14 protein-coding genes and 1 other annotated feature are annotated in these 18,313 nt (G+C 68.8%); of the genes, 8 read left to right on the top strand and 6 right to left on the bottom strand.

What is annotated here, in order from left to right:
• The first annotated feature begins 24 nt into the window (after nt 1-24).
• Entirely contained in the window at nt 25-648 is a 624-nt protein-coding gene (locus ASF65_RS09975; RefSeq protein ID WP_055888447.1) for an SCO family protein, read from the top strand.
• 53 nt (nt 649-701) lie between these two features.
• On the top strand, nt 702-1,580 hold the full coding sequence (locus ASF65_RS09970) for a 50S ribosomal protein L11 methyltransferase (RefSeq protein WP_055888445.1): 879 nt from the start codon (nt 702-704) through the stop codon (nt 1,578-1,580).
• A gap of 108 nt (nt 1,581-1,688) precedes the next feature.
• On the opposite strand, the gene ASF65_RS09965 is transcribed toward ASF65_RS09970, so the two are convergent.
• Together ASF65_RS09965 and ASF65_RS09960 are read right to left on the bottom strand one after the other, a co-directional pair.
• Entirely contained in the window at nt 1,689-1,895 is a 207-nt protein-coding gene (locus ASF65_RS09965) for a hypothetical protein (protein WP_055888443.1), read from the bottom strand.
• 173 nt (nt 1,896-2,068) lie between these two features.
• Nucleotides 2,069-2,551 carry a MerR family DNA-binding transcriptional regulator gene (locus tag ASF65_RS09960; RefSeq protein WP_082505382.1) on the bottom strand — a complete coding sequence of 161 codons (483 nt, stop codon included), beginning with the start codon at nt 2,549-2,551 and terminating at the stop codon, nt 2,069-2,071.
• Nucleotides 2,552-2,821: 270 nt separating this feature from the next.
• Between ASF65_RS09960 and ASF65_RS09955 the strand changes: the two genes are divergently transcribed.
• The 4 genes from ASF65_RS09955 (at nt 2,822) to ASF65_RS09940 (ending at nt 9,086) form a co-directional block, all read left to right on the top strand.
• Nucleotides 2,822-6,760, top strand: coding sequence for a peptidoglycan-binding protein (locus ASF65_RS09955; protein WP_055888442.1), 3,939 nt, complete (start codon nt 2,822-2,824; stop codon nt 6,758-6,760).
• A gap of 97 nt (nt 6,761-6,857) precedes the next feature.
• A complete protein-coding gene (locus tag ASF65_RS09950; RefSeq protein ID WP_156369240.1) occupies nt 6,858-7,790 on the top strand; it encodes a sulfite exporter TauE/SafE family protein in 933 nt (310 codons plus the stop codon).
• A complete protein-coding gene (locus ASF65_RS09945; protein ID WP_055888441.1) occupies nt 7,787-8,584 on the top strand; it encodes a TIGR02186 family protein in 798 nt (265 codons plus the stop codon). The genes ASF65_RS09950 and ASF65_RS09945 overlap by 4 nt, the downstream gene beginning before the upstream one ends.
• A 7-nt stretch (nt 8,585-8,591) precedes the next feature.
• Entirely contained in the window at nt 8,592-9,086 is a 495-nt protein-coding gene (locus tag ASF65_RS09940; protein WP_055888440.1) for a DUF3429 domain-containing protein, read from the top strand.
• 3 nt (nt 9,087-9,089) lie between these two features.
• Here ASF65_RS09940 and pdeM read toward each other — a convergent pair whose 3' ends face one another.
• Nucleotides 9,090-9,809, bottom strand: coding sequence for a ligase-associated DNA damage response endonuclease PdeM (gene pdeM / locus ASF65_RS09935; RefSeq protein ID WP_055889085.1), 720 nt, complete (start codon nt 9,807-9,809; stop codon nt 9,090-9,092).
• Between the two features lie 127 nt (nt 9,810-9,936).
• Nucleotides 9,937-9,989 (top strand) — a sequence feature (sul1 is cis-regulatory element that is thought to sense ions involved in sulfur or methionine metabolism; They are found in Alphaproteobacteria).
• A 74-nt stretch (nt 9,990-10,063) separates the two neighbouring features.
• Between pdeM and ASF65_RS09930 the strand changes: the two genes are divergently transcribed.
• Entirely contained in the window at nt 10,064-11,548 is a 1,485-nt protein-coding gene (locus ASF65_RS09930) for a SulP family inorganic anion transporter (RefSeq protein WP_055888439.1), read from the top strand.
• A 1,358-nt stretch (nt 11,549-12,906) separates the two neighbouring features.
• Here ASF65_RS09930 and ASF65_RS09925 read toward each other — a convergent pair.
• The 3 genes from ASF65_RS09925 to ASF65_RS09915 form a co-directional block, all read right to left on the bottom strand.
• Nucleotides 12,907-15,435: a ligase-associated DNA damage response DEXH box helicase gene (locus ASF65_RS09925; RefSeq protein ID WP_055888438.1), complete on the bottom strand. Its 2,529-nt coding sequence runs from the start codon at nt 15,433-15,435 to the stop codon at nt 12,907-12,909.
• Between the two features lie 72 nt (nt 15,436-15,507).
• The gene (locus tag ASF65_RS09920; protein ID WP_055888436.1) at nt 15,508-16,185 is read right to left on the bottom strand and encodes a YitT family protein; all 678 of its coding nucleotides are present in this window, start codon (nt 16,183-16,185) and stop codon (nt 15,508-15,510) included.
• An 82-nt stretch (nt 16,186-16,267) separates the two neighbouring features.
• Nucleotides 16,268-17,182: a methyltransferase gene (locus ASF65_RS09915; protein WP_055888435.1), complete on the bottom strand. Its 915-nt coding sequence runs from the start codon at nt 17,180-17,182 to the stop codon at nt 16,268-16,270.
• A 99-nt stretch (nt 17,183-17,281) separates the two neighbouring features.
• Between ASF65_RS09915 and ASF65_RS09910 the strand changes: the two genes are divergently transcribed.
• Nucleotides 17,282-18,313, top strand: a complete 1,032-nt coding sequence (locus tag ASF65_RS09910) for a ligase-associated DNA damage response exonuclease (protein WP_055888433.1) — start codon at nt 17,282-17,284, stop codon at nt 18,311-18,313.

The raw sequence follows: 18,313 nt of genomic DNA, 5'->3' as shown, positions 1-18,313 counted from the left end.
AGACCGCATCGAAGGAGCAATGCGATGACCGATCCGACCCCCGGCCCCAGCCGACGCCGACTGCCGGTGCTGCGCTACGCGCTGTGGTTTCTCGTGGCGGCGGTGCTGGCGCTCCTCGTTCTGGTCTGGGCCTTCGGCCGGGCCGAGATGCAGGAGGTCTCGGACGCCGCGCCCTTCGGCACGAGCTTCTCGCTGGTCGACCAGAACGGCGCGCCGGTCACCGAGGCGGCGCTGCGCAGTCGTCCGACCGCGCTGTTCTTCGGCTTCACCCACTGTCCCGACGTCTGCCCGACGACGCTCTACGAGCTGGCGGGCTACCAGAAGGCGCTGAAGGAGAAGGGCGAGGATCTCGGCATCGTGTTCGTGACGGTCGACCCCGAGCGCGACACGCCGGAGATCCTGAAGACCTATGTCGGCGCCTTGTCGCCGGACATCACCGCCGTCACCGGCAAGCCGGACGACGTCGCGGCGATGCTGAAGGGCTACGGCGCCTATTCCAGGAAGGTGCCGCAAGGCGACGACTACACGATGGATCACACCGCATCGGTGATCCTTCTCGACAAGGCGGGGCGCTTCGTCGGCACCATCGCCTATGGCGAGAACCCCGACACCGCACGGGGCAAGCTGGAGCGGCTCGTCACGCTGTGACGGGCGGGGCGGCCCCGCCGCCGGTTGGTTGATGTTCGAGAGGTGAGGTCGTCTTGGGTCAGGTCCGTTTTCATGCGCGCTCAGAGCGCGCGCCCGCCGTGGCGCTCTACGACCGGCTCGACCAGCGGTTCGGCGAAGAGGGCTCGCCCGTCGCGCTGACCGAGATCGACGAGGCCGCCCAGATCTTCGAAGTGTCCGTCTATTTCGAGGACGCCGACGCCGTCGATCTCGACGCCGTGCGGGAGGCGTTCGCCGACCTCGAGCCGGAGCGCGAGGACCTGCCGGACATCGACTGGATGGCCGAGGTGCTGGCCGGGCTCAAGCCGGTGCGCGCCGGGCGCTTCCTGGTACATGGGGCGCATGATCGCAACAGGGTGCTGCCCAACGACCTCGCGATCGAGATCGAGGCGGGACAGGCCTTCGGCACCGGCCATCACGGCACCACGGCCGGCTGCCTGACGATGATCGAGACCGTGGTGCGGCGCCGCCGGCCGCGCAACGCGCTGGACCTTGGAACGGGCAGCGCGGTGCTGGCGATCGCCTTCGCCAAGCTCGCGCGCCGTCCGGTGCTGGCGACCGACATCGATCCGGTCGCGATCGCGGTCGCGCGCGAGAACGTGCGGGCCAACGGCGTCGCGCGCTACGTGGAGACGGCGACGGCGACCGGCTTCGGCTCGCCGGCCTTCCGGCGTTCGGCGCCTTTCGACCTCGTGATCGCCAACATCCTCGCCGGGCCGCTGACGCAGCTGGCCCCGCAGGTGGCGCGCCATCTTTCCGACGACGGCGACGTCGTCCTGTCCGGGATCCTCGACCGGCAGCGCGACGCGGTCCTGTCCGCCTATCGCATCCAGGGCCTGTTCCACCGCCAGACGCTGCGCCGCGGCGAATGGGTCACGCTGCACCTGTGCCGCAATCGCGCCGGGGCGCTCTGATCGAACCGGGCAGGGATCGCGGCGGGCCCCCGAACGACGAAGGGCCCGGCGATCCGCCGAGCCCTTCCAAATTCGCATGGCAAAGCGAGGCAGGCCTCGCGTCACCGATCAGGGGCGCTGCGGTGCGCTCGCCTCGAACATCGAGCCGCGGCGCGAGATCATGTGGATCGTCGGCTCGGACTCCAGATACATCGGACGGGCGGTGCCATGGGCGAAGCGGCTGGACGGACGGGCGCGATCGGCTCCCGGGCGGCGGGCGGTGGCGCCGATCTGCGTCGGGAAGGACCCGGTACGTTCGGTGCGGACGTTCAACATGCTAACCTCTCGGGACTGCTTTCTCGGGCTCCCTGAGACGTATATGCTGCATCGCGATATGAGCAGCTACCCCTCCCGACGCATAGGTCCCCCATCGAAGTTGCACGGCAATTCGTGCAAAATCTTCATCATTCCTTCACGAACGCCCGGACCTTCGGTTTCGCGAAGCCTGTCTACTTCTCGTCCAGCTGCTTCTGGAGCCGCTCGCTGACGAAGTCCAAGGCGACCTCCATCGCCTGCAGCGACTCGTCGATCTCGCGCTTCTGGTCCTGGAGCACGACCTTCTGCTCGGCCATGCGCTGGAGCGCGACCTCGAGCTGCTTCCGCGCCCCGTTCGGCTGGTGGTAGACGTCGATGATCTGCTTGGCCTCGGTCAGCGAGAAGCCGAGAAGCTTGGCCGTCAGAACGAGCCGCAGGCGCATGCGGTCGCGGCGGGAATAGATTCGCGTGGTGCCCTGTCGCTCGGGCTGGAGGAGGCCCCGGTCCTCGTAGAACCTCAGGGTACGCAGCGACACGCCGAACTCGCGGGCGAGGTCGCCGATGCGGAAGCTGTCCTCGACCTCGCCCGATCCCTCGGAGCCGCAGCCCAGAAGGGCTTCAATGCCCAGACCGGCTTCTGTTTCGTCGTTCGGATCGTCCGACTTCGGATGTTTCATGATGTCTCACTCATCACCCGCCCATAACATACGAGTGTACTTCATCGCGACAGCGATTTCGTAAGCTCGCCGCATGAAAAATATTTATCGGTGCAAGTGCCGGCTCGACAAGGCGCGAGCGGTTCGAATCCAGCCTCGCTCCCGCTTAGGTTTTTAAATCCTTAAGCAGAGGACCACTGCTTAACCCTTCGTTAAGCCGCGCGGTCGTGAACTCAGGCAGAGCGGTCGTGCCCGCAGGCAGGCGGCGGCGGGCGGCGGAAGGAGCGGGACATGGGGCAGAACGAAGCGAAGGTGAGGCAGCATCCCGAGGATGCGCCCGCGGCGTCGGATGGGTCGTTCTCGTCGCTGAGCAAGACGCTGCAGGATCTGGAGCAGCGGCTCAGCCGCCTGTCGTCCACCAAGACGGCCGCGGCCGTGCCGGCCGAGGATGCCGTCGAGACCGTGGCCACCCGCTCGGCCGGTGAAAAGCTGCGCATCGCGGCCGAGGCCCGCCGCGCCCGCCGTCCCTCGCTGACCGCCGCCGTGTCCAACGTCGCCGTCGAGAGCGTGCTGGCTTCCGAGGTCGACGAGCCGCACCGCCGGGCCGCCGCCGGCCGTCGCATCGGCACCATCGCCGCCGAGGTCGAGCAACTGCAGATGCAGAACGCCTCGATCGCGCTGATCAAGGATCTCGCAGCCGAGCTGACGCTCTTGCGCGGCGACATCCAGAGCCGCGTCGGCACCGACACGGACGAGCGCATCCGCGACCTTCAGACGTCGTTCGCCGAGCTGAAGCGCATGATCTCCGAGCGCGACGCGCCCGAGAGCATCGGCGCCGAGATCTTCGAGATCATGGAGCAGCTGACCGAGCTGACCGCCGGCACCGCCGATCAGGCGTCGCTGGAAGCGCTGCGCGGCGATCTCGATGCGGTCGCGCTCATGGTCGGCCAAATGGCCCGCGAAGAGTCGCTCGAAGCCGTCAAGCGCCGCTGGGATGCGTTCGAGACGCGCATCTCCGAGCACATGTCGCTCGACGCCGAAGCCAAGCGCAACCTCAAGGTCGAGCTGGAGCGCCTGCGCACTTCGCTGCGCTCGCTCGCCACGGAAGATCAGGTGCTTGCGGTCCAGCAGCGCTGGGAGGAGTTCGAGGCCCGCTATCTCGACACCGCCCGCGTGCAGGCCGAGGAGTCCGTCGCCAACGTCCTGCGCACCGAGCTCGACGGCCTGCGCGAGAAGCTCGACGCGATCGTCGCCGAGAACGGCCGGGAGGCGATGGACGCCCGCTTCGAGGCGCTCGCCGAGCGCCTCGACATCGGTGAACTGGAGGCCGGCGTCGGTCGTCTCGGCGAGCGCATGCGCGAGATCGAGCACGCGCTGATGCGCATGCCCGAGATCCTGCAGATCGACCAGCTCGAGGCGCGCGTCGCCGCGCTTGCTCAGAGCATCGAGACCCTGACGCAGGAGGTGCGCGAGCCCGACCTGTCGCATTTCGCCCTTCTCGAGGAGCGCCTCGACGAGATTGCCGCGGCGCTCGCAAGCCAGCCCGCCCCGGCGCTCGCGCAGATCGACATGGCGCCGGTGGAGCGCATCGAGGCGCGCGTCGCCGACCTCACCGGCCGCATCGACAAGCTGGCCGACCATCGCGGCGTCGAGGCCCTGTCGTCGCAGATCGCGGCGCTGGCCGAGCGCGTCGAGGACATCGGCGCGGCCGCGCCGACGTCCGATCTCGGCGAGCGCATCGACACGCTGGCCGAGCGCGTCGAGACCCTGTTCCGCCGCACCGGCGGTGCCGACACGGCGGCTTTCGAGGAGCGCCTGACGGCGATCGCGCAGCGGCTCGAGGACTCCGCCTCGGCGCGCGTCGTCGATCCCGAGGTCATCGTCGCGCTGGAAACGCAGATAACCCGCATGACGCAGATCCTCGCCGGCGTGCCGGGCGCATCGGTCGAGGATGCCGGCGCGGTCAGCCAGCGCCTCGATGCGATCGAGCGCCAGCTCGACGAGAACCGCGACAACGTCGTGGCCGCGGCCCGAGCGGCGGCCGAAGAGGCCGTGCGGCGCATGAAGGTCGAGGACACGCGCCGCGAAAGCGGCTTCGTCCAGGAGCTCGCGCAGGACATGCGCAACCTCGAGGCCCTGTGCCGCGAGAGCGACGAGCGCACCTTCGGTGTGTTCGATGCGGTCCATGCGACGCTTCTGAAGATCGTCGAGCGCCTGACCCTGATCGAGCAGGAAATGCGCGGCCACCCGGTCGAGCGCGCGGCGGCCCCGATGCTGCGTCCTGCCACCATCGAGCCCGTGGCGAGCGCCGAGGCTCCGGTGGCGGTGACGCCGCCGGCCGCCGAGATCGCCTCGTCGCCCGAGGCTCCGATGTTCGCCGAGCGCGCAGGTGCGGCCGACGCGGCGGCGGAGGATGAGCCCAAGGGCCTGCGCGCCGCGCTCCAGCGCCATATCGGCCGCCGGACCGCGCGCACGAAGGCCGAGGCCAGCGCCGTGCCGAGCCTTGCCGAGCGCATCCGCCCGACCCCGATCGTCGAGGAGCCGTCGCTGGTCGACGTCCCGTCGTCCGAGGCCGAGGAGCCGAAGGCCGCGGTTCTCGAGGCGCCCGAGCTCGACCCGGCCGACAGCCTGATCTCGCGCGAAGCCAACCGCCCGCTGGAGCCGGGCTCCGGCGCGCCCGACATCGCGGCCCTCATCGAGCGCGTTCGCCAGCAGCAGCGCGGCGAGGAGCCGGCGGCCGAGCCGATGGCCAAGGCCGACTTCATCGCCGCCGCCCGCAAGGCCGCCATGGCCGCCGCCGCCGAGGCCGAGGCCCTGCGCGAGCGGGAGGAGCGCGGCGAGGATCTGGCCGGCAAGCCCGCCGCCAACCGCCGCAAGCCGATCCTCATGGGTGTCGGCGCGGTGCTGCTCGCGCTGATGGCCGTGCCGTTCGGCATTGACCGCCTGATGCCGAAGCCGGAGGTCGCCGCCAGCGTCGACGAGCCCGCTGCCGTGGCAGTCGCAACACCTGCTCCGGCGCCGGACGCTCCGGCCGTCGCGGCCGAGCCTGTCGATGTCGCGGCGCTCGCCCGCCAGCCGGTCCCGGCCGACATGCCGGTGATGTCGTCGGTGCTGCCGGTGGTCGCCGAAGCCCCCGTCGCCGCGCCGGAAGCGCCGGTTGCCGAACCTGCGGCGGCTCCGATCCCGCTGGGCTTTGCGGAAACCGCCCCGGTTCGTCCGGCGATGGTCGACGCCCCGTCGCAGACGTCGGTCGCCGATCCGGCCCCTGCGCCGGTGACCGAGACCGCGGCGGCCGCGCCTGCCGCGATCGAGCCCGGCGCGATGCTCGCCTCCGTCCGTGAGCAGCTGCCGGAAGCGGCACGCGGTGCGATCCCCGCGCTGCCCGAGGGGATCGCGTCCGAAGCGCTCGCCAAGGCGGTCGCCGCGGAGGACCCGAAGGCGCTCTTCGAGATCGGCCTGCGCGTCATGGAAGGGCGCAACGGCCCGAGCGATCCCGCGGCGGCGCTGACCTGGTTCGCCCAGTCCGCGACCCGCGGCTTCGCGCCCGCGCAGTACAGCCTCGGCACGCTCTACGAGAAGGGCAACGGCGTCGAGCGCAACGCGGCGACGGCGCGTGACTGGTACCTTCTGGCCGCCGACCAGGGCAACGTGCGCGCCATGCACAACCTCGCCGTGCTCTATGCCACCGGGATCGACGGCAAGTCGGAGCCGGAGGATGCCGCCAAGTGGTTCATCCAGGCCGCTGACCACGGTATGCGCGACAGCCAGTACAACCTCGGCATCCTTTATGCCCGCGGTGCCGGCGTCGAGCAGGATCTGGCGAAGTCCTATCGCTGGTTCGGCATCGTGGCCTCGGCCGGCGACAAGGACGCCGCCGCCAAGATGCAGGAGGTCGGCAAGACGATGTCGGCCGGCCAGCGCCAAGCGCTCGACGCCGAGATCGCCGGCTGGAGCGCCGAGCCGCGGGTCGAGACCGCCAACACGGTCGACATTCCCGACGACTGGTCGCAGACGGCCGGCCGCACCGCCTCGGTCGACATGAGCCGCGCCATCCGCAACGTGCAGGCGATCCTGATCAAGCTCGGCTACGACCCCGGCCAGCCAGACGGCAAGGTCGGCGCGCGGACCGAGGCGGCGATCCGCCAGTTCCAGGGCAAGGCGGGCCTCGAGGCGACCGGCAAGGTCGACGAGCCGCTGATCCGCGCGCTCCTGGAGCGCAAGGACGCCTGAAACACGACGCTTCGCGTTTGACTTGGGGGAGGGGTTCGGGCCAAGAGGTCCGGACCCCTTTTCCGTTCCGGTGGATCGGCTTGGCGGAACCGCGCGCGTGACATTCTATCTCCCGATCGCCGAGATCACCGTCAACGTCTTCGTCATCGTCGGGATGGGCGCGGCCGTCGGCTTCCTGTCCGGCATGTTCGGGGTGGGCGGCGGCTTCCTGATCACGCCGCTCCTCATCTTCTACAACATTCCGCCCGCGGTCGCGGTCGCGACCGGCGCCAACCAGGTGATCGCGGCATCGTTCTCCGGCGCGCTCGCCCACTACAAGCGCGGCACGGTCGACCTGAAGCTCGCCGCCATGCTGATCGGCGGGGGCGTCGTCGGATCGGTGGTGGGCGTCGGCGTCTACACGCTCCTGCGCCGGATCGGCCAGCTCGATCTCGCGGTCTCCATGCTCTACGTCGTGATGCTCGGCACGGTCGGCGTTCTGATGATGAACGAGAGCCTGCGCGCCATGCGCCGGGTGCGCAGCGGCGGTTCGGGCGAGGTGCTGCGGCGCTCCGGCCATCACAGCTGGGTCCACCGCCTGCCGTTCAAGACCCGCTTCAAGCGATCCAAGCTCTACGTTTCGCTGGTGCCGGTGCTCGGCCTTGGCTTCATCATCGGCCTTCTCGGGTCGGTGATGGGCGTCGGCGGCGGCTTCATCATGGTGCCGGCGATGATCTATCTCCTGCGCGTGCCGACGAGCGTCGTGATCGGCACCTCGCTCGTGCAGATCATGGTGACGGCGGCGGCCACCACGGTCCTGCAGGCCGCCACCAACGAGACGGTGGACGTGGTGCTCGCCTTCCTCCTGATGCTCGGCGGCGTCGTCGGGGCGCAGTTCGGGGCGGAGGCGGGGCGCAAGCTGCGCGGCGAGCAGCTTCGCGCGCTGCTGGCGCTCCTCGTCCTCGCGGTGGCCGGGCGTCTCCTGATCGAGCTCGTCGTGCCGCCGTCCGAGCCCTATTCCATCACGCTGCCGAGCGGAGAGAGCGGGTGAGGGCGCGGCGGAGCCTCCTGGCCGCAGCGCTCGTCATTCTCCTGCCGGCTGCGGCGCTCGGTCAGGACAGCCCGGCGCCGCTCGCCGAGACGTTCGAGATCGGCCTCTCCACCGAGACGATCTCGGTCGGCACCAATTTCGGTGGCTCGCGCCTCGTCGTCTTCGGCGCGCTGGACAATGCCGACCAGCGCCTCGTGCGCCAGGGGCGCTACGACATCGTGGTGATCCTGGAAGGTCCGCGCCGCGACATCGTGGTGCGCGAGAAGGAGCGCACGCTCGGCCTCTGGATCAATCGCGCGGCCGAGCGCTTCAACGGCGTGCCAAGTTCCTACTCGCTCGTCTCGACGCGGCCGCTGCGCGACATCGCGCCTGCGGTGACGCTGCGCCAGCTCGATATCGGCGTCGAGAACCTAGAGTTCGATGCGCCGAGCCTTCGCACCGTGCGCCCCGAGCGCAAGGCGGAATTTTCCGACGCGGTGAAGCGGCTCGGCGAGCAGTCGGCCCTCTACGGCCAGACCTCGGGCGGGATCGAGTTCGTCAGCGCGACCCTGTTTCGCGCCAATCTCCAGCTGCCGGCCGATCTGCCGGTCGGTCGCCACGTAGCGCGCGCGATCCTGTTTCGCGAAGGGGTTTTCGTGCGAGAGAGATCGGAGGATCTCTGGGTGGTCAAGACGGGCATCGAGAGCCAGATATCCCGCTTCGCCGCGACGAACGGCTTCTTCTACGGGCTGCTCGCCGTGGGCGTGGCGGTATTCACCGGCTGGTTCGGCCGGCTTGTCTTCAAACGGGACTGATCGAAAAATGCACGACGACGCTTCCTCCGCCCTGCCGCGCAGCCGGGCCGAGCAGATGGTCCGCGCGGCCTGGATTCTCGGCCTCGGCGGCCTAGTGCCCTTCTTCGTCGGCGCCTGGATGATCGTGACGGGGTCCGAGGTCATCCCGCTTCCCGATCTGCCCTTCGTGGTCCTGTCCTACGGGGCGGTGATCCTGTCCTTCCTCGGCGGCATCCGCTGGGGCGCGGCGCTGAACGAGCCGGGCCGCCAGAGCCCGACGACGCTCGCGCAGTCCGTCGTGCCGGCGATCTTCGCCTGGGTCTGCACGCTGCTTCCCTCGCCATGGTCGTTCGTCGGGCTGGCGGTCGCCTTCGCGGCGCAGGGCGTGTGGGATGTCGCGGCGATCCGCGCCGGGCGCATCACCGCCCCATGGTTCGCACCGCTGCGCATCGTGCTCACCGTCGGTGCGGTCGTCGCACTGGCGATCACCGCCTATGCCTCGGCGCAGCCGCTGGCCTACTGAGGCTCAGCCCCGGCTGAGCGAGGCGAAGGGGATCGGATAGATCCGCGCGGCGCCGATCACGTAGGCGCGCGCCGTCTCCGGGCGGAACAGGCCGGCGAACGGCGCACTGAGGACGTTCAGCCCGCCCGTCGTCACGCCGAAGGACGGCATCACCATGCGCGCGCCGTCGCTGGCGAAGCAGGGCCCTCGCACGCTGCGCCCGTTGCCGCTGACGCGCGCGGACGGATGAAGATGGCCGGCGACCTCGCCAACGCGTGCCCCCGGCGTCGGCTCGTGGCGGAAATGCCAGGGGCCGATCGAGACCTCCTCGGCGCAGACCCCACCGAGCCCGGCGGGCGGTTCCGGATCGTGGTTGCCCTCGATCCAGATCCAGTCGCGGCCGGCCATCGCCGCCTGCAGCCGGGTGCGCGGCGCGTCCGGCATCAGGCCCGCGCCGTGCCGGTCGTGGAAGCTGTCGCCGAGGGCCACGACCACGTGCGGCTGGTAGCGGTCGAGCGCGGCCTCGAGCAGCAGGAGCGTCGCCTCAGTGTCGTAGGGCGGCAGGAACATGCCGCGCCGGGCGAAGGCCGCGCCCTTCTCAAGATGCAGGTCGGAGACGACCATCAGCCGCTCGGCCGGCGCGAAGAGGACGCCGGAGGGGTCGCACACGACGTCGCCGCCGTTCAGCACCGTTTCGAATCCCGGCGCTTCGCCCTGCCGCATCCGGCGGTGGATCATGTTCATGCGTTCTGTGTCCGGATCGTCCATGTTCCCGAAGCGTTCTTGGAATCGATAAATGGCGGCGAAGGCAAGGCGGTGCGACGATCGGCACTTGATTCCCGCGCCGGTGCAAGACATTAAGAAACCGCACAATGGACCCGGCGCGCCGGGTGGCTATGCCGGGCGCCTATCCCTCGGCCAATCCAGCGACGTCCAGACTCCTTGCGATCGAGCCTTCAGGGCCTCCGACGTCGCCGAGATCCTCGTTGTTTCCACTCATGTTTTCGACCGATAACCTCCGGGCCGAATGGCTCGGCAATGTCCGTGGCGATCTGTTGTCCGGCCTCGTGGTGGCGCTTGCGCTGATCCCCGAGGCGATCGCCTTTTCCATCATCGCGGGCGTCGACCCGCAGGTGGGGCTCTACGCCTCGTTCTCCATCGCCGTCCTGACCGCCATCTTCGGCGGGCGGCCCGGCATGATCTCGGCGGCCACCGCCGCGACCGCCGTCCTCATGGTCACGCTGGTGCGCGACCACGGGCTGCAATACCTCTTCGCCGCGACGGTGCTGGCGGGCGTCGTGCAGATGGCAGCCGGCTTTCTCCGACTCGGCGACCTCATGCGCTTCGTCTCGCGCTCGGTGATGACCGGCTTCGTCAACGCCTTGGCGATCCTGATCTTTCTGGCGCAGATGCCGGAACTGATCGGCGTTCCCAATATGACCTACGTGCTGGTTGCCGCAGCGCTCGCCATCATCTACCTCTTCCCCCGCGTGACGAAGGCGATCCCGTCGCCGCTGGTGGCGATCGTCGCGATCACGGCCGTCGTCCTCGCCTTCGGCATCGACGTGCGCACGGTCGGCGACATGGGCCAGCTCCCGTCGAGTTTCCCGAGCTTCTTCCTGCCCGACGTTCCCTTCAATCTCGAGACGCTGACGATCATCCTGCCCTATTCGGTGGCGATCGCGCTGGTCGGGCTTCTGGAATCGCTGATGACCGCCCAGGTCGTCGACGATCTCACCGATACCGGCTCGGACAAGAACCGCGAGTGCTTCGGGCAGGGCATCGCCAACTTCGTGACCGGCTTCTTCGGCGGCATGGCGGGCTGCGCGATGATCGGACAGTCCGGCATCAACATCCGCTCGGGCGGGCGCGGGCGTCTGTCCTGCGCCTTCGCCGGCGTCGCGCTTCTGTTCCTGATCGTCGTACTCGGCGACTGGGTCGCCGTGATCCCGATGCCGGCGCTCGTCGCCATCATGATCATGGTCTCGATCGGCACGTTCGACTGGGCGTCCCTGAAAAGCCTCGTCACGCATCCGCGTCGCTCTTCCGTCGTCATGCTGACCGTCGTCGTGATCGTGGTCTGGAGCCACAATCTCGCGCTCGGCGTCTTCGCAGGCGTGCTCCTGTCGGGCCTCTTCTTCGCCTCCAAGATCGCCCAGATCTTCGCGGTGTCGAGCACCGTCTCGGCGGACGGCCAGGCGCGCACCTACGTCGTCGAGGGCCAGGTCTTCTTCGCCTCGGCCGGCCGCTTCCTCGAGAGCTTCGACTTCCGCGAGCCGTTGTCGCATGTCACGATCGACGTCAGCCGCGCCCACATCTGGGACCTCACCGGCGTCGGTGCCCTGGACAAGGCGGTCCTGAAGTTCCGCAAGGCCGGCGTTGCCGTCGAGGTCGTCGGCCTCAACGCGGCCTCGCAGACGATCGTCGACAAGCTGACGGTTCAGAATCGCGCCGACGCTTTGGAGCTGCCGGCGGGGCATTGAGCGAATGAAGCCGGCGCGCCGTCTGAGGGGCGCCGGCCGCTTTCGACCCATTGCGGTCGTTCGCTGTGCATGCCGCTAACGGCAGCTTTTGCTCCAAAGCGGTCATTGCCCCGCTACCGCTCGGGGTTAGCGTGGTTCATCGGTTTTGGGTGTGCTCGGCGGACCATCGCTGAAGCAAAGCTTCGCAGTCAGGGACAGCTCCCTCGCTCATACAGACCATGAACGCTCGTCGAGCTAGGCTGGCGCTATCAGCGAGCGCTACTCCCGTTGCCTCTTGGGAGTCGTGCACGCTGCTGCCTCTAAGCTCATAGAGGGCAGCAACCTTCTGCTGGAGTGCCTCACGCGTAGTGCCAGGTTTCTCTAGGTGAGTAGCTATCGCTTTGGACAATCGCTTTGTTAGGTTGTTCGGACCCGGTCGGAACATTGTCTCCAAAGCCGCCCATATCATCACCATTGCCGCGCCGGTGGAGTGGGCGAACGGAGCCTGATCCCAAGTCTGGTAGGCTCTGTTGAAATGGTCGATGTCCATGAGCGCAGAGCCAGGCGCGAGTAGTGCCGCCACGATCGCCAAGTGCTCACCGCCAATCGTGTCATCGGACACCCTTAGCCCCAGCCGTGGTCTGGATACCTCAACAGGCCAGAGTCGCGGTTCATGCACGCTATGCGCAGCCTCGGCGAACCGAGTATCGGAAAGCACCGGGAGAACTAACGGCAGGTCGGTTACCAAGCGCATTAGGGACAGGGTCCACCAGATAGTATTTACCCTGTCAAAACCTGCAGGTGACGCACCTTCGCCCAGCGCCACCTCGATACAGACGTCGAAGCCAACACCACCCGATACCGGACGCCACGGGCCTGGGTGCGGCTTCGATGGGGAATCTGGTGGGGCAAAGGCCATAATGTAAGGGCACATCACGTGCGCGAACGTCTGACGGATGGTCAGTCCGTCTGCCACCTCGAACTGCTCGACCCCTAAGCGCGCCCCGGATACGCCGCCGTAGATGGCGCTCTGCTCTAGGTTGAACTGGAGATTGCGTGTTGAACGCGGGCGGTCCCCCGCAGCGTCCGGTAACTCTTGCAGCTTGTCGCCGGAAACATGCTCCATGGGCTATGAATATCTGTCACCGCAGTGGGCGGCAATTGTGGGGAGCAGCGCATCGTCTAGCGGACAAGAGACGTAATTGCCGGCGACGGGAGGACTCTGAAGCGATCGGTCATTCACACGCCCTCCTGCGCTGCTCCTAACGCAAACATGGGGAGTGATGGTGAATGAAGCTTGTGCGGTGACCGCCGCCGTTCGGTTCCGGGCTTTCGGACCCAAAACCGGACCAGAAGGTGACCACCCGTTTCCTAACAACTTACCGCAGATAGTTCGACCGGAAATCCTTCACCTCGCCGAGCGCCTTGATGATCAGCTCTTCCTCCATCGCCTCGGCGAGGAGGTCGTCGCGGGCCTCGCCCTCGATGCGCTCGCGCCCGGCCTCCAGCATGATCGGCACGGCGAGGGGCGAGATCTCCTCGAGGTCCTTGTGCAGGATGTGGCGCTTGATGCGGGCGAGGAGGTCCGACACGCGCTTGACGTCGAGAAGGCCGGTCGCCGCGTCCGCCCAGGTTGCCCGCAGGAGGATGTGGTCGGGCTCGTGCGCCCGCAGGACGTCGTAGACGAGGTCCGACGAGACCGTCATCTGCCGCCCGGTCTTCTCGCGTCCCGGCTGGCGCTTCATCACGAGGCCCGCGATCACGGCGCACTGGCGAAAGGTGCGCTTCAGGAGCCAGCTGTCGGCCATCCAGGCTTCGAGGTCGTCGCCGAGCATGTCCTCGTCGAAGAGGTCTTCCAGCGACAGCTTGCCCGAGCCGATCATCTCGCCCATGTCGGCGCGGCCCCAGATCGAGAGGGCGTAGTCGGTGGCGACGAACCCCAAGGGCTTCGCGCGTGCGCGCTCGAGCCGGCGCGTCAGGAGCATGCCGAGCGTCTGGTGCGCGAGGCGGCCCTCGAACGGATAGGCGACCATGAAGAAGCGGTTGCCGTTCGGAAAGGTCTCGATCAGGAGATCGTTCGGTCCGGGGATCGCGGACTTGCGCTTCTGGATCGCCAGCCACTCGCCGACCTGGGAGGGCAGGGCGCCCCACTGCGTCGGGTCGGCCAGCATCTCGCGCACCTTGGCCGCGAGGAAGGTGGTCAGTGGAAACTTCTGGCCGCCGTAATAGGGGACCTTCGCCTCGTCGTCCCGCGTCTTGGTGACGAGGCATTCCATCTCGTGGATGCCCTCGAACTTCAGCACCTGGCCGGAGAACAGGAACGTGTCCCCGAGGCTAAGCGTCTCGAGGAAGTTCTCCTCGATCTTGCCGAGCACCGGCCCGCCGCGTGCCATGCCGCTCTTCGTCTTGGCGCGAATGAGGCGCACGAGGAGCGACTCCGACTCGATGATCGTGCCGGCGTTCATCCGGTAGCCCTGCACCACGGACGGGTGGGTCACGCGCCACGTGCCGTCCTCGGTCAGGCGGATCTTGGCGTAGCGGTCGTAGACGCGGAGCGAATAGCCGCCGGTCGCGACGAAATCGACGACGCGGTCGAACGTGTCGCGGTCGAGATCGCGATAGGGCGAGGCGGTGACGACCTCGGCGTAGAGGTCCTCGGAGCGGAAAGGGGCAGCGCAGGCCATGCCGAGGACGTGCTGGGCGAGGACGTCGAGGCAGCCCTCGCGCATCGGCGGCGAGTCCTGGCTCCCGAGATAGTTGGCATCGAGCGCCGCCTGGCACTCCATCACCTCGAAGCGGTTGGCCGGCACAAGAATGGCGCGCGACGGTTCGTCCATCCGGTGGTTGGCGCGGCCGATCCGCTGGGCGAGGCGCGAGGCGCCCTTCGGCGCGCCGACATGGACGACGAGATCGACGTCGCCCCAGTCGATGCCGAGATCGAGCGTCGAGGTCGCGACCACGGCGCGCAGCTCGTTGGCCGCCATCGCCGCCTCGACGCGGCGGCGCTGTGCGACATCGAGCGAGCCGTGGTGAAGCGCGATCGGCAGCGTCTCCTCGTTGATGCGCCAGAGCTCCTGGAACAGGAGCTCTGCCTGCGAGCGCGTGTTGACGAAGAGCAACGTCGTCTTGTGCTGCCTGATCGCCTCGTAGATCTCCGGCATCGCGTAGCGCGCCATGTGCCCCTGCCAGGGCACGCGCTCGCGCGATTTCAGGATGGTGATCTCAGGCTTGGCGCCGCCGTCGACGACGATGAGATCGGCCATCGGCGCGGCCGCCGGCCCTTGCGCCACCAGCCATTCGCGCAGCTCGTCCGGATCGGTGACGGTCGCGGACAGGCCGATCGTCTGGATCGCGGGGCGCAGGCGTCGGAGACGCGCAAGGCCGAGCGCCAGAAGATGGCCGCGCTTGGAGGCGACGAGCGAATGCAGCTCGTCGAAGATCACGTAGCGAAGATCGGAGAAGAAGCTGTCCGCGTCCGGCGCCGAGATCAGCAGCGCCAGCTGCTCGGGCGTCGTCAGCATGATGTCGGGCGGCTTCAGCTTCTGGCGCTGGCGCTTGGCCTGCGAGGTGTCGCCGGTGCGCGCCTCGAGTGAAATCGAGAGGCCGATCTCGTCGACCGGCTTTTCGAGGTTGCGCCGGATGTCGGTGGCGAGCGCCTTCAGCGGCGAGATGTAGAGCGTGTGGATGCCTGGCGGCCGCGTGCCCGGTCGGCGCTTGCGCCGCCGCGAGAGATCGACCAGCGCCGGCAGGAAGCCCGCCAGCGTCTTGCCGGCACCCGTCGGCGCGATCAGGAGGACCGAGGCGCCGTTCTCGGCGCGCTGGAGGAGGTCGAGCTGGTGCGGGCGCGGCGACCAGCCCTTTTGCGCGAACCAACGCAGGAACGCCTCCGGCAGGTCGAAGCCGGGCAAGTCGCGGGGCGGTGTGGAGAGCGGCGCTGTCACCTTTGGGAGGTAAGGCCCCCACCGGCTTTCGCCAAGGCGTCAGACCGCGAGATAGCGGTCCGTGCGGTGGTTGATGGCAAGGAAGAGGTTCAGCACCAGCGCGCCAAGGACCGAATAGGCGACGGCGGCGGGCGAGACGGCCGCAAACGCCGTGACCAGCACCACGAGATCGACGCAGAGCTGCGTCAGCCCCGCGCGCCAGCCGAACCGATCCTGCAGATAGACGGCCAGAATGCCGATGCCGCCCGCCGAGGAGCGGTGGCGGAAGAGGGCCAGGAGGCCGAAGCCGAGCATCAGCCCGCCGAGGCAGGCGCCGAGCAGCGGGTCCACATAGGCAAAACGCAGGACATCAGGGCTGAAGGCCGTCATCAGCGACAGGAGCGCGACGGCGAAGGCTGTCTTGATGGTGAAGGCGCGCCCCATCCGGCCGATCGCCAGCGCATAGAAGGGCAGGTTGGCGACGAAGAAGACGAGGCCGAAGTTCCAACCCGTGAGGTAGTGGACCACGAAGGCGAGGCCCGCCATGCCGCCGGTGAGAAAGCCGAGCGAGCCGAGGATCGAGATGCCGACGGCCGTCAGCGTCACGCCGGCGATGACGCCGAGCGCGTCCTCCCACGGGCTGTGGCGCGTGGCCGTCGAGGCCCAGGAGCCGAAGCGATGGGCGCGGCGCGTGGTCTCGCGCTCGAGGCGATCGTCGGAAAGTTCTGCAGCGCTCATGGACCCGCCCCGTTCGCGTCGAAGCCGGGAGAGTAGTCGGCCCCCGCGCGCCGACCAGCGCTGACTGCGCATGGGTGCCATGTCAGCGCTTGCGGGCGAGCGTGAGCGTGCCCGCGATCGCCTCGCCCCGGTCGCGCCGCAGCGTCTCGGCGCTTTCGCTCACGACGGCGTAGCCGGCATCGTCCAGCGCGGCGCGGAGATCGTCGACCGAGTGCGCGTAGCGCAGCGAAGGCCGCAGCACGAAGCCCGCCCCGTCCTCGGCGCGCTCGGTCGAAAAGGCCAGCCAGCCGCCGGCGTCCTGAAGATCGGCCGTGTGGGCGAAGACCGGCCGGAGGTCGCCGAGATAGGTGAGGACGTCGGCGGCGGTGACGAGGTCGTAAGCGCTGTTATCCAAGCGCGGCGCGGCGAGGATGTCGCCTTCGAGCAGCGTGTCGTAGAGCCGCTTGCGGCGCGCCTTCTCCAGCATGCCGGCGGACAGGTCGATGCCGTCGAGCCGCGCGCAGAGCGGCCTCAACCGCTCGCCCATCAGCCCGGTGCCGCAGCCAAGATCCAGCGCTGCGGCGAAGCGGGCGCCGGGCGCACTGCGGGCGATAAGAGCGGCGAGGAGGTCGGGCACGCGATATTCCAGCCGGCGCACCAGCGCGTCCTCGAACCCGTCCGCATACTGGTCGAACAGCCCGGCGACGAAGGAGGGCGAGGGCGCGTCGGGCACGGGCTCGGCCCCGAGCCGCGCGAGCTTCAGGCTGATGCCGTAGGGATCGGCCTCGTCCTGCGCGAGCGCCTGCCGGAACACCGCGCTGGCCGCCTCGGCCTCGCCGGCTTCCGCCAGGAACTCGCCCCAGCGCACCCGCCCAAGGAGCCAGTCCGGCGCGCGCTCCACGGCCTGTGCCATCAGGTCGGCGGCGGCCGCATTGTCCCCCGCCTTGGCGTAGGCTTCGGCATATTCGGCGCGGCGGTCGGCGAGGTCGTCGCCGGATCGGTGAAGGCTGGGGCGCAAGGGCTGTGGGTTCCGAGAGGGATCGTCGGCATATGCGGCGGCGGGCCCCTGCGGCGCAAGGGCTTTCGCTGGTGCTGGCCGGCCCTATCTCCCAGGGCGATGGCGCGCTTCGAAGACCTCCTCCGACCGACCCCCAAGGGCCTCTACTGCCCGCCCGGCGATTTCTACATCGACCCGGTGAAGCCGGTCGAACGGGCGCTCGTCACCCACGGGCATGCCGACCACGCGCGCCCCGGCAACGAGAAGGTTCTGGCGACGCGCCGGACGCTCGCGATCATGGCGCTGCGCTACGGCGAGGAGTTCTGCGCGACGCGGCAGGTGGCCGACTGGGGCCGGCCGATCGAGATCAACGGCGTCACCGTCTCGTTCCACCCCGCGGGACACGTGCTCGGCTCGGCGCAGATCCTCGTCGAGTGGGGCGGGATGCGGATCGTCGCGTCGGGCGACTACAAGCGCCGCGAGGATCCCACCGCCGAACCCTTCGAGCCGGTGCCCTGCGACGTCTTCATCACCGAAGCGACCTTCGCGCTGCCGGTCTTCCGCCACCCGGAATCGCGGGGCGAGATGCGCAAGCTGATCGCCTCGACGCTGCAGTTTCCCGAGCGCGCCCATCTCGTCGGCGCCTATGCGCTGGGCAAGGCGCAGCGGGTCATTCGCATGCTGCGCGAGGAAGGCTACGACGAGCCGATCTACATCCACGGGGCGCTGAAGCGGCTGTGCGAGTTCTATCAGGACGAGGGGATCGACCTCAGCGAGTTGCGCCCTGCGACGATCGCGCGCGGCAAGGACGCCGAGGGCGCGGCGAAGGCCGAGTTCGCTGGCGCGATCATCGTCGGCCCGCCGTCGGCCTTCGCCGACAAGTGGGCGCGGCGCTTTCCCGATCCGGTCTCGTGCTTCGCGTCCGGCTGGATGCGCGTACGGGGCCGAGCGCGCCAGCGCGGCGTCGAGCTGCCGCTGATCCTGTCGGACCATTGCGACTGGGACGAACTCGTCGAGACCATCGCCGAGATCGCGCCGCAGGAGGTCTGGGTCACGCACGGCCGCGAGGAGGCGCTGGTGCGCTGGTGCGCGCTCAAGGGTGTGCGCGCCCGCCCGCTCCACCTTGTCGGCTACGAGGACGAGGGCGACTGA

The sequence above is a fragment of the Aureimonas sp. Leaf324 genome, from assembly GCF_001423245.1.
GTDB lineage: Bacteria > Pseudomonadota > Alphaproteobacteria > Rhizobiales > Rhizobiaceae > Aureimonas.
Note: the sequence above shows the minus strand (reverse complement) of the source record. Positions and strands in the feature narration are given on the sequence as shown.

Bases quoted from the DNA above. Each gene is read 5' to 3' on its own strand.
- ASF65_RS09930 (WP_055888439.1), top strand. From the start codon at position 10,064: ATGTTTTCGACCGATAACCTCCGGGCCGAATGGCTCGGCAATGTCCGT.
- ASF65_RS09920 (WP_055888436.1), bottom strand. From the start codon at position 16,185: ATGAGCGCTGCAGAACTTTCCGACGATCGCCTCGAGCGCGAGACCACG.
- ASF65_RS09910 (WP_055888433.1), top strand. From the start codon at position 17,282: ATGGCGCGCTTCGAAGACCTCCTCCGACCGACCCCCAAGGGCCTCTAC.
- pdeM (WP_055889085.1), bottom strand. From the start codon at position 9,809: ATGAACATGATCCACCGCCGGATGCGGCAGGGCGAAGCGCCGGGATTC.
- ASF65_RS09955 (WP_055888442.1), top strand. From the start codon at position 2,822: ATGGGGCAGAACGAAGCGAAGGTGAGGCAGCATCCCGAGGATGCGCCC.
- ASF65_RS09965 (WP_055888443.1), bottom strand. From the start codon at position 1,895: ATGTTGAACGTCCGCACCGAACGTACCGGGTCCTTCCCGACGCAGATC.
- ASF65_RS09960 (WP_082505382.1), bottom strand. From the start codon at position 2,551: ATGAAACATCCGAAGTCGGACGATCCGAACGACGAAACAGAAGCCGGT.
- ASF65_RS09940 (WP_055888440.1), top strand. From the start codon at position 8,592: ATGCACGACGACGCTTCCTCCGCCCTGCCGCGCAGCCGGGCCGAGCAG.
- ASF65_RS09975 (WP_055888447.1), top strand. From the start codon at position 25: ATGACCGATCCGACCCCCGGCCCCAGCCGACGCCGACTGCCGGTGCTG.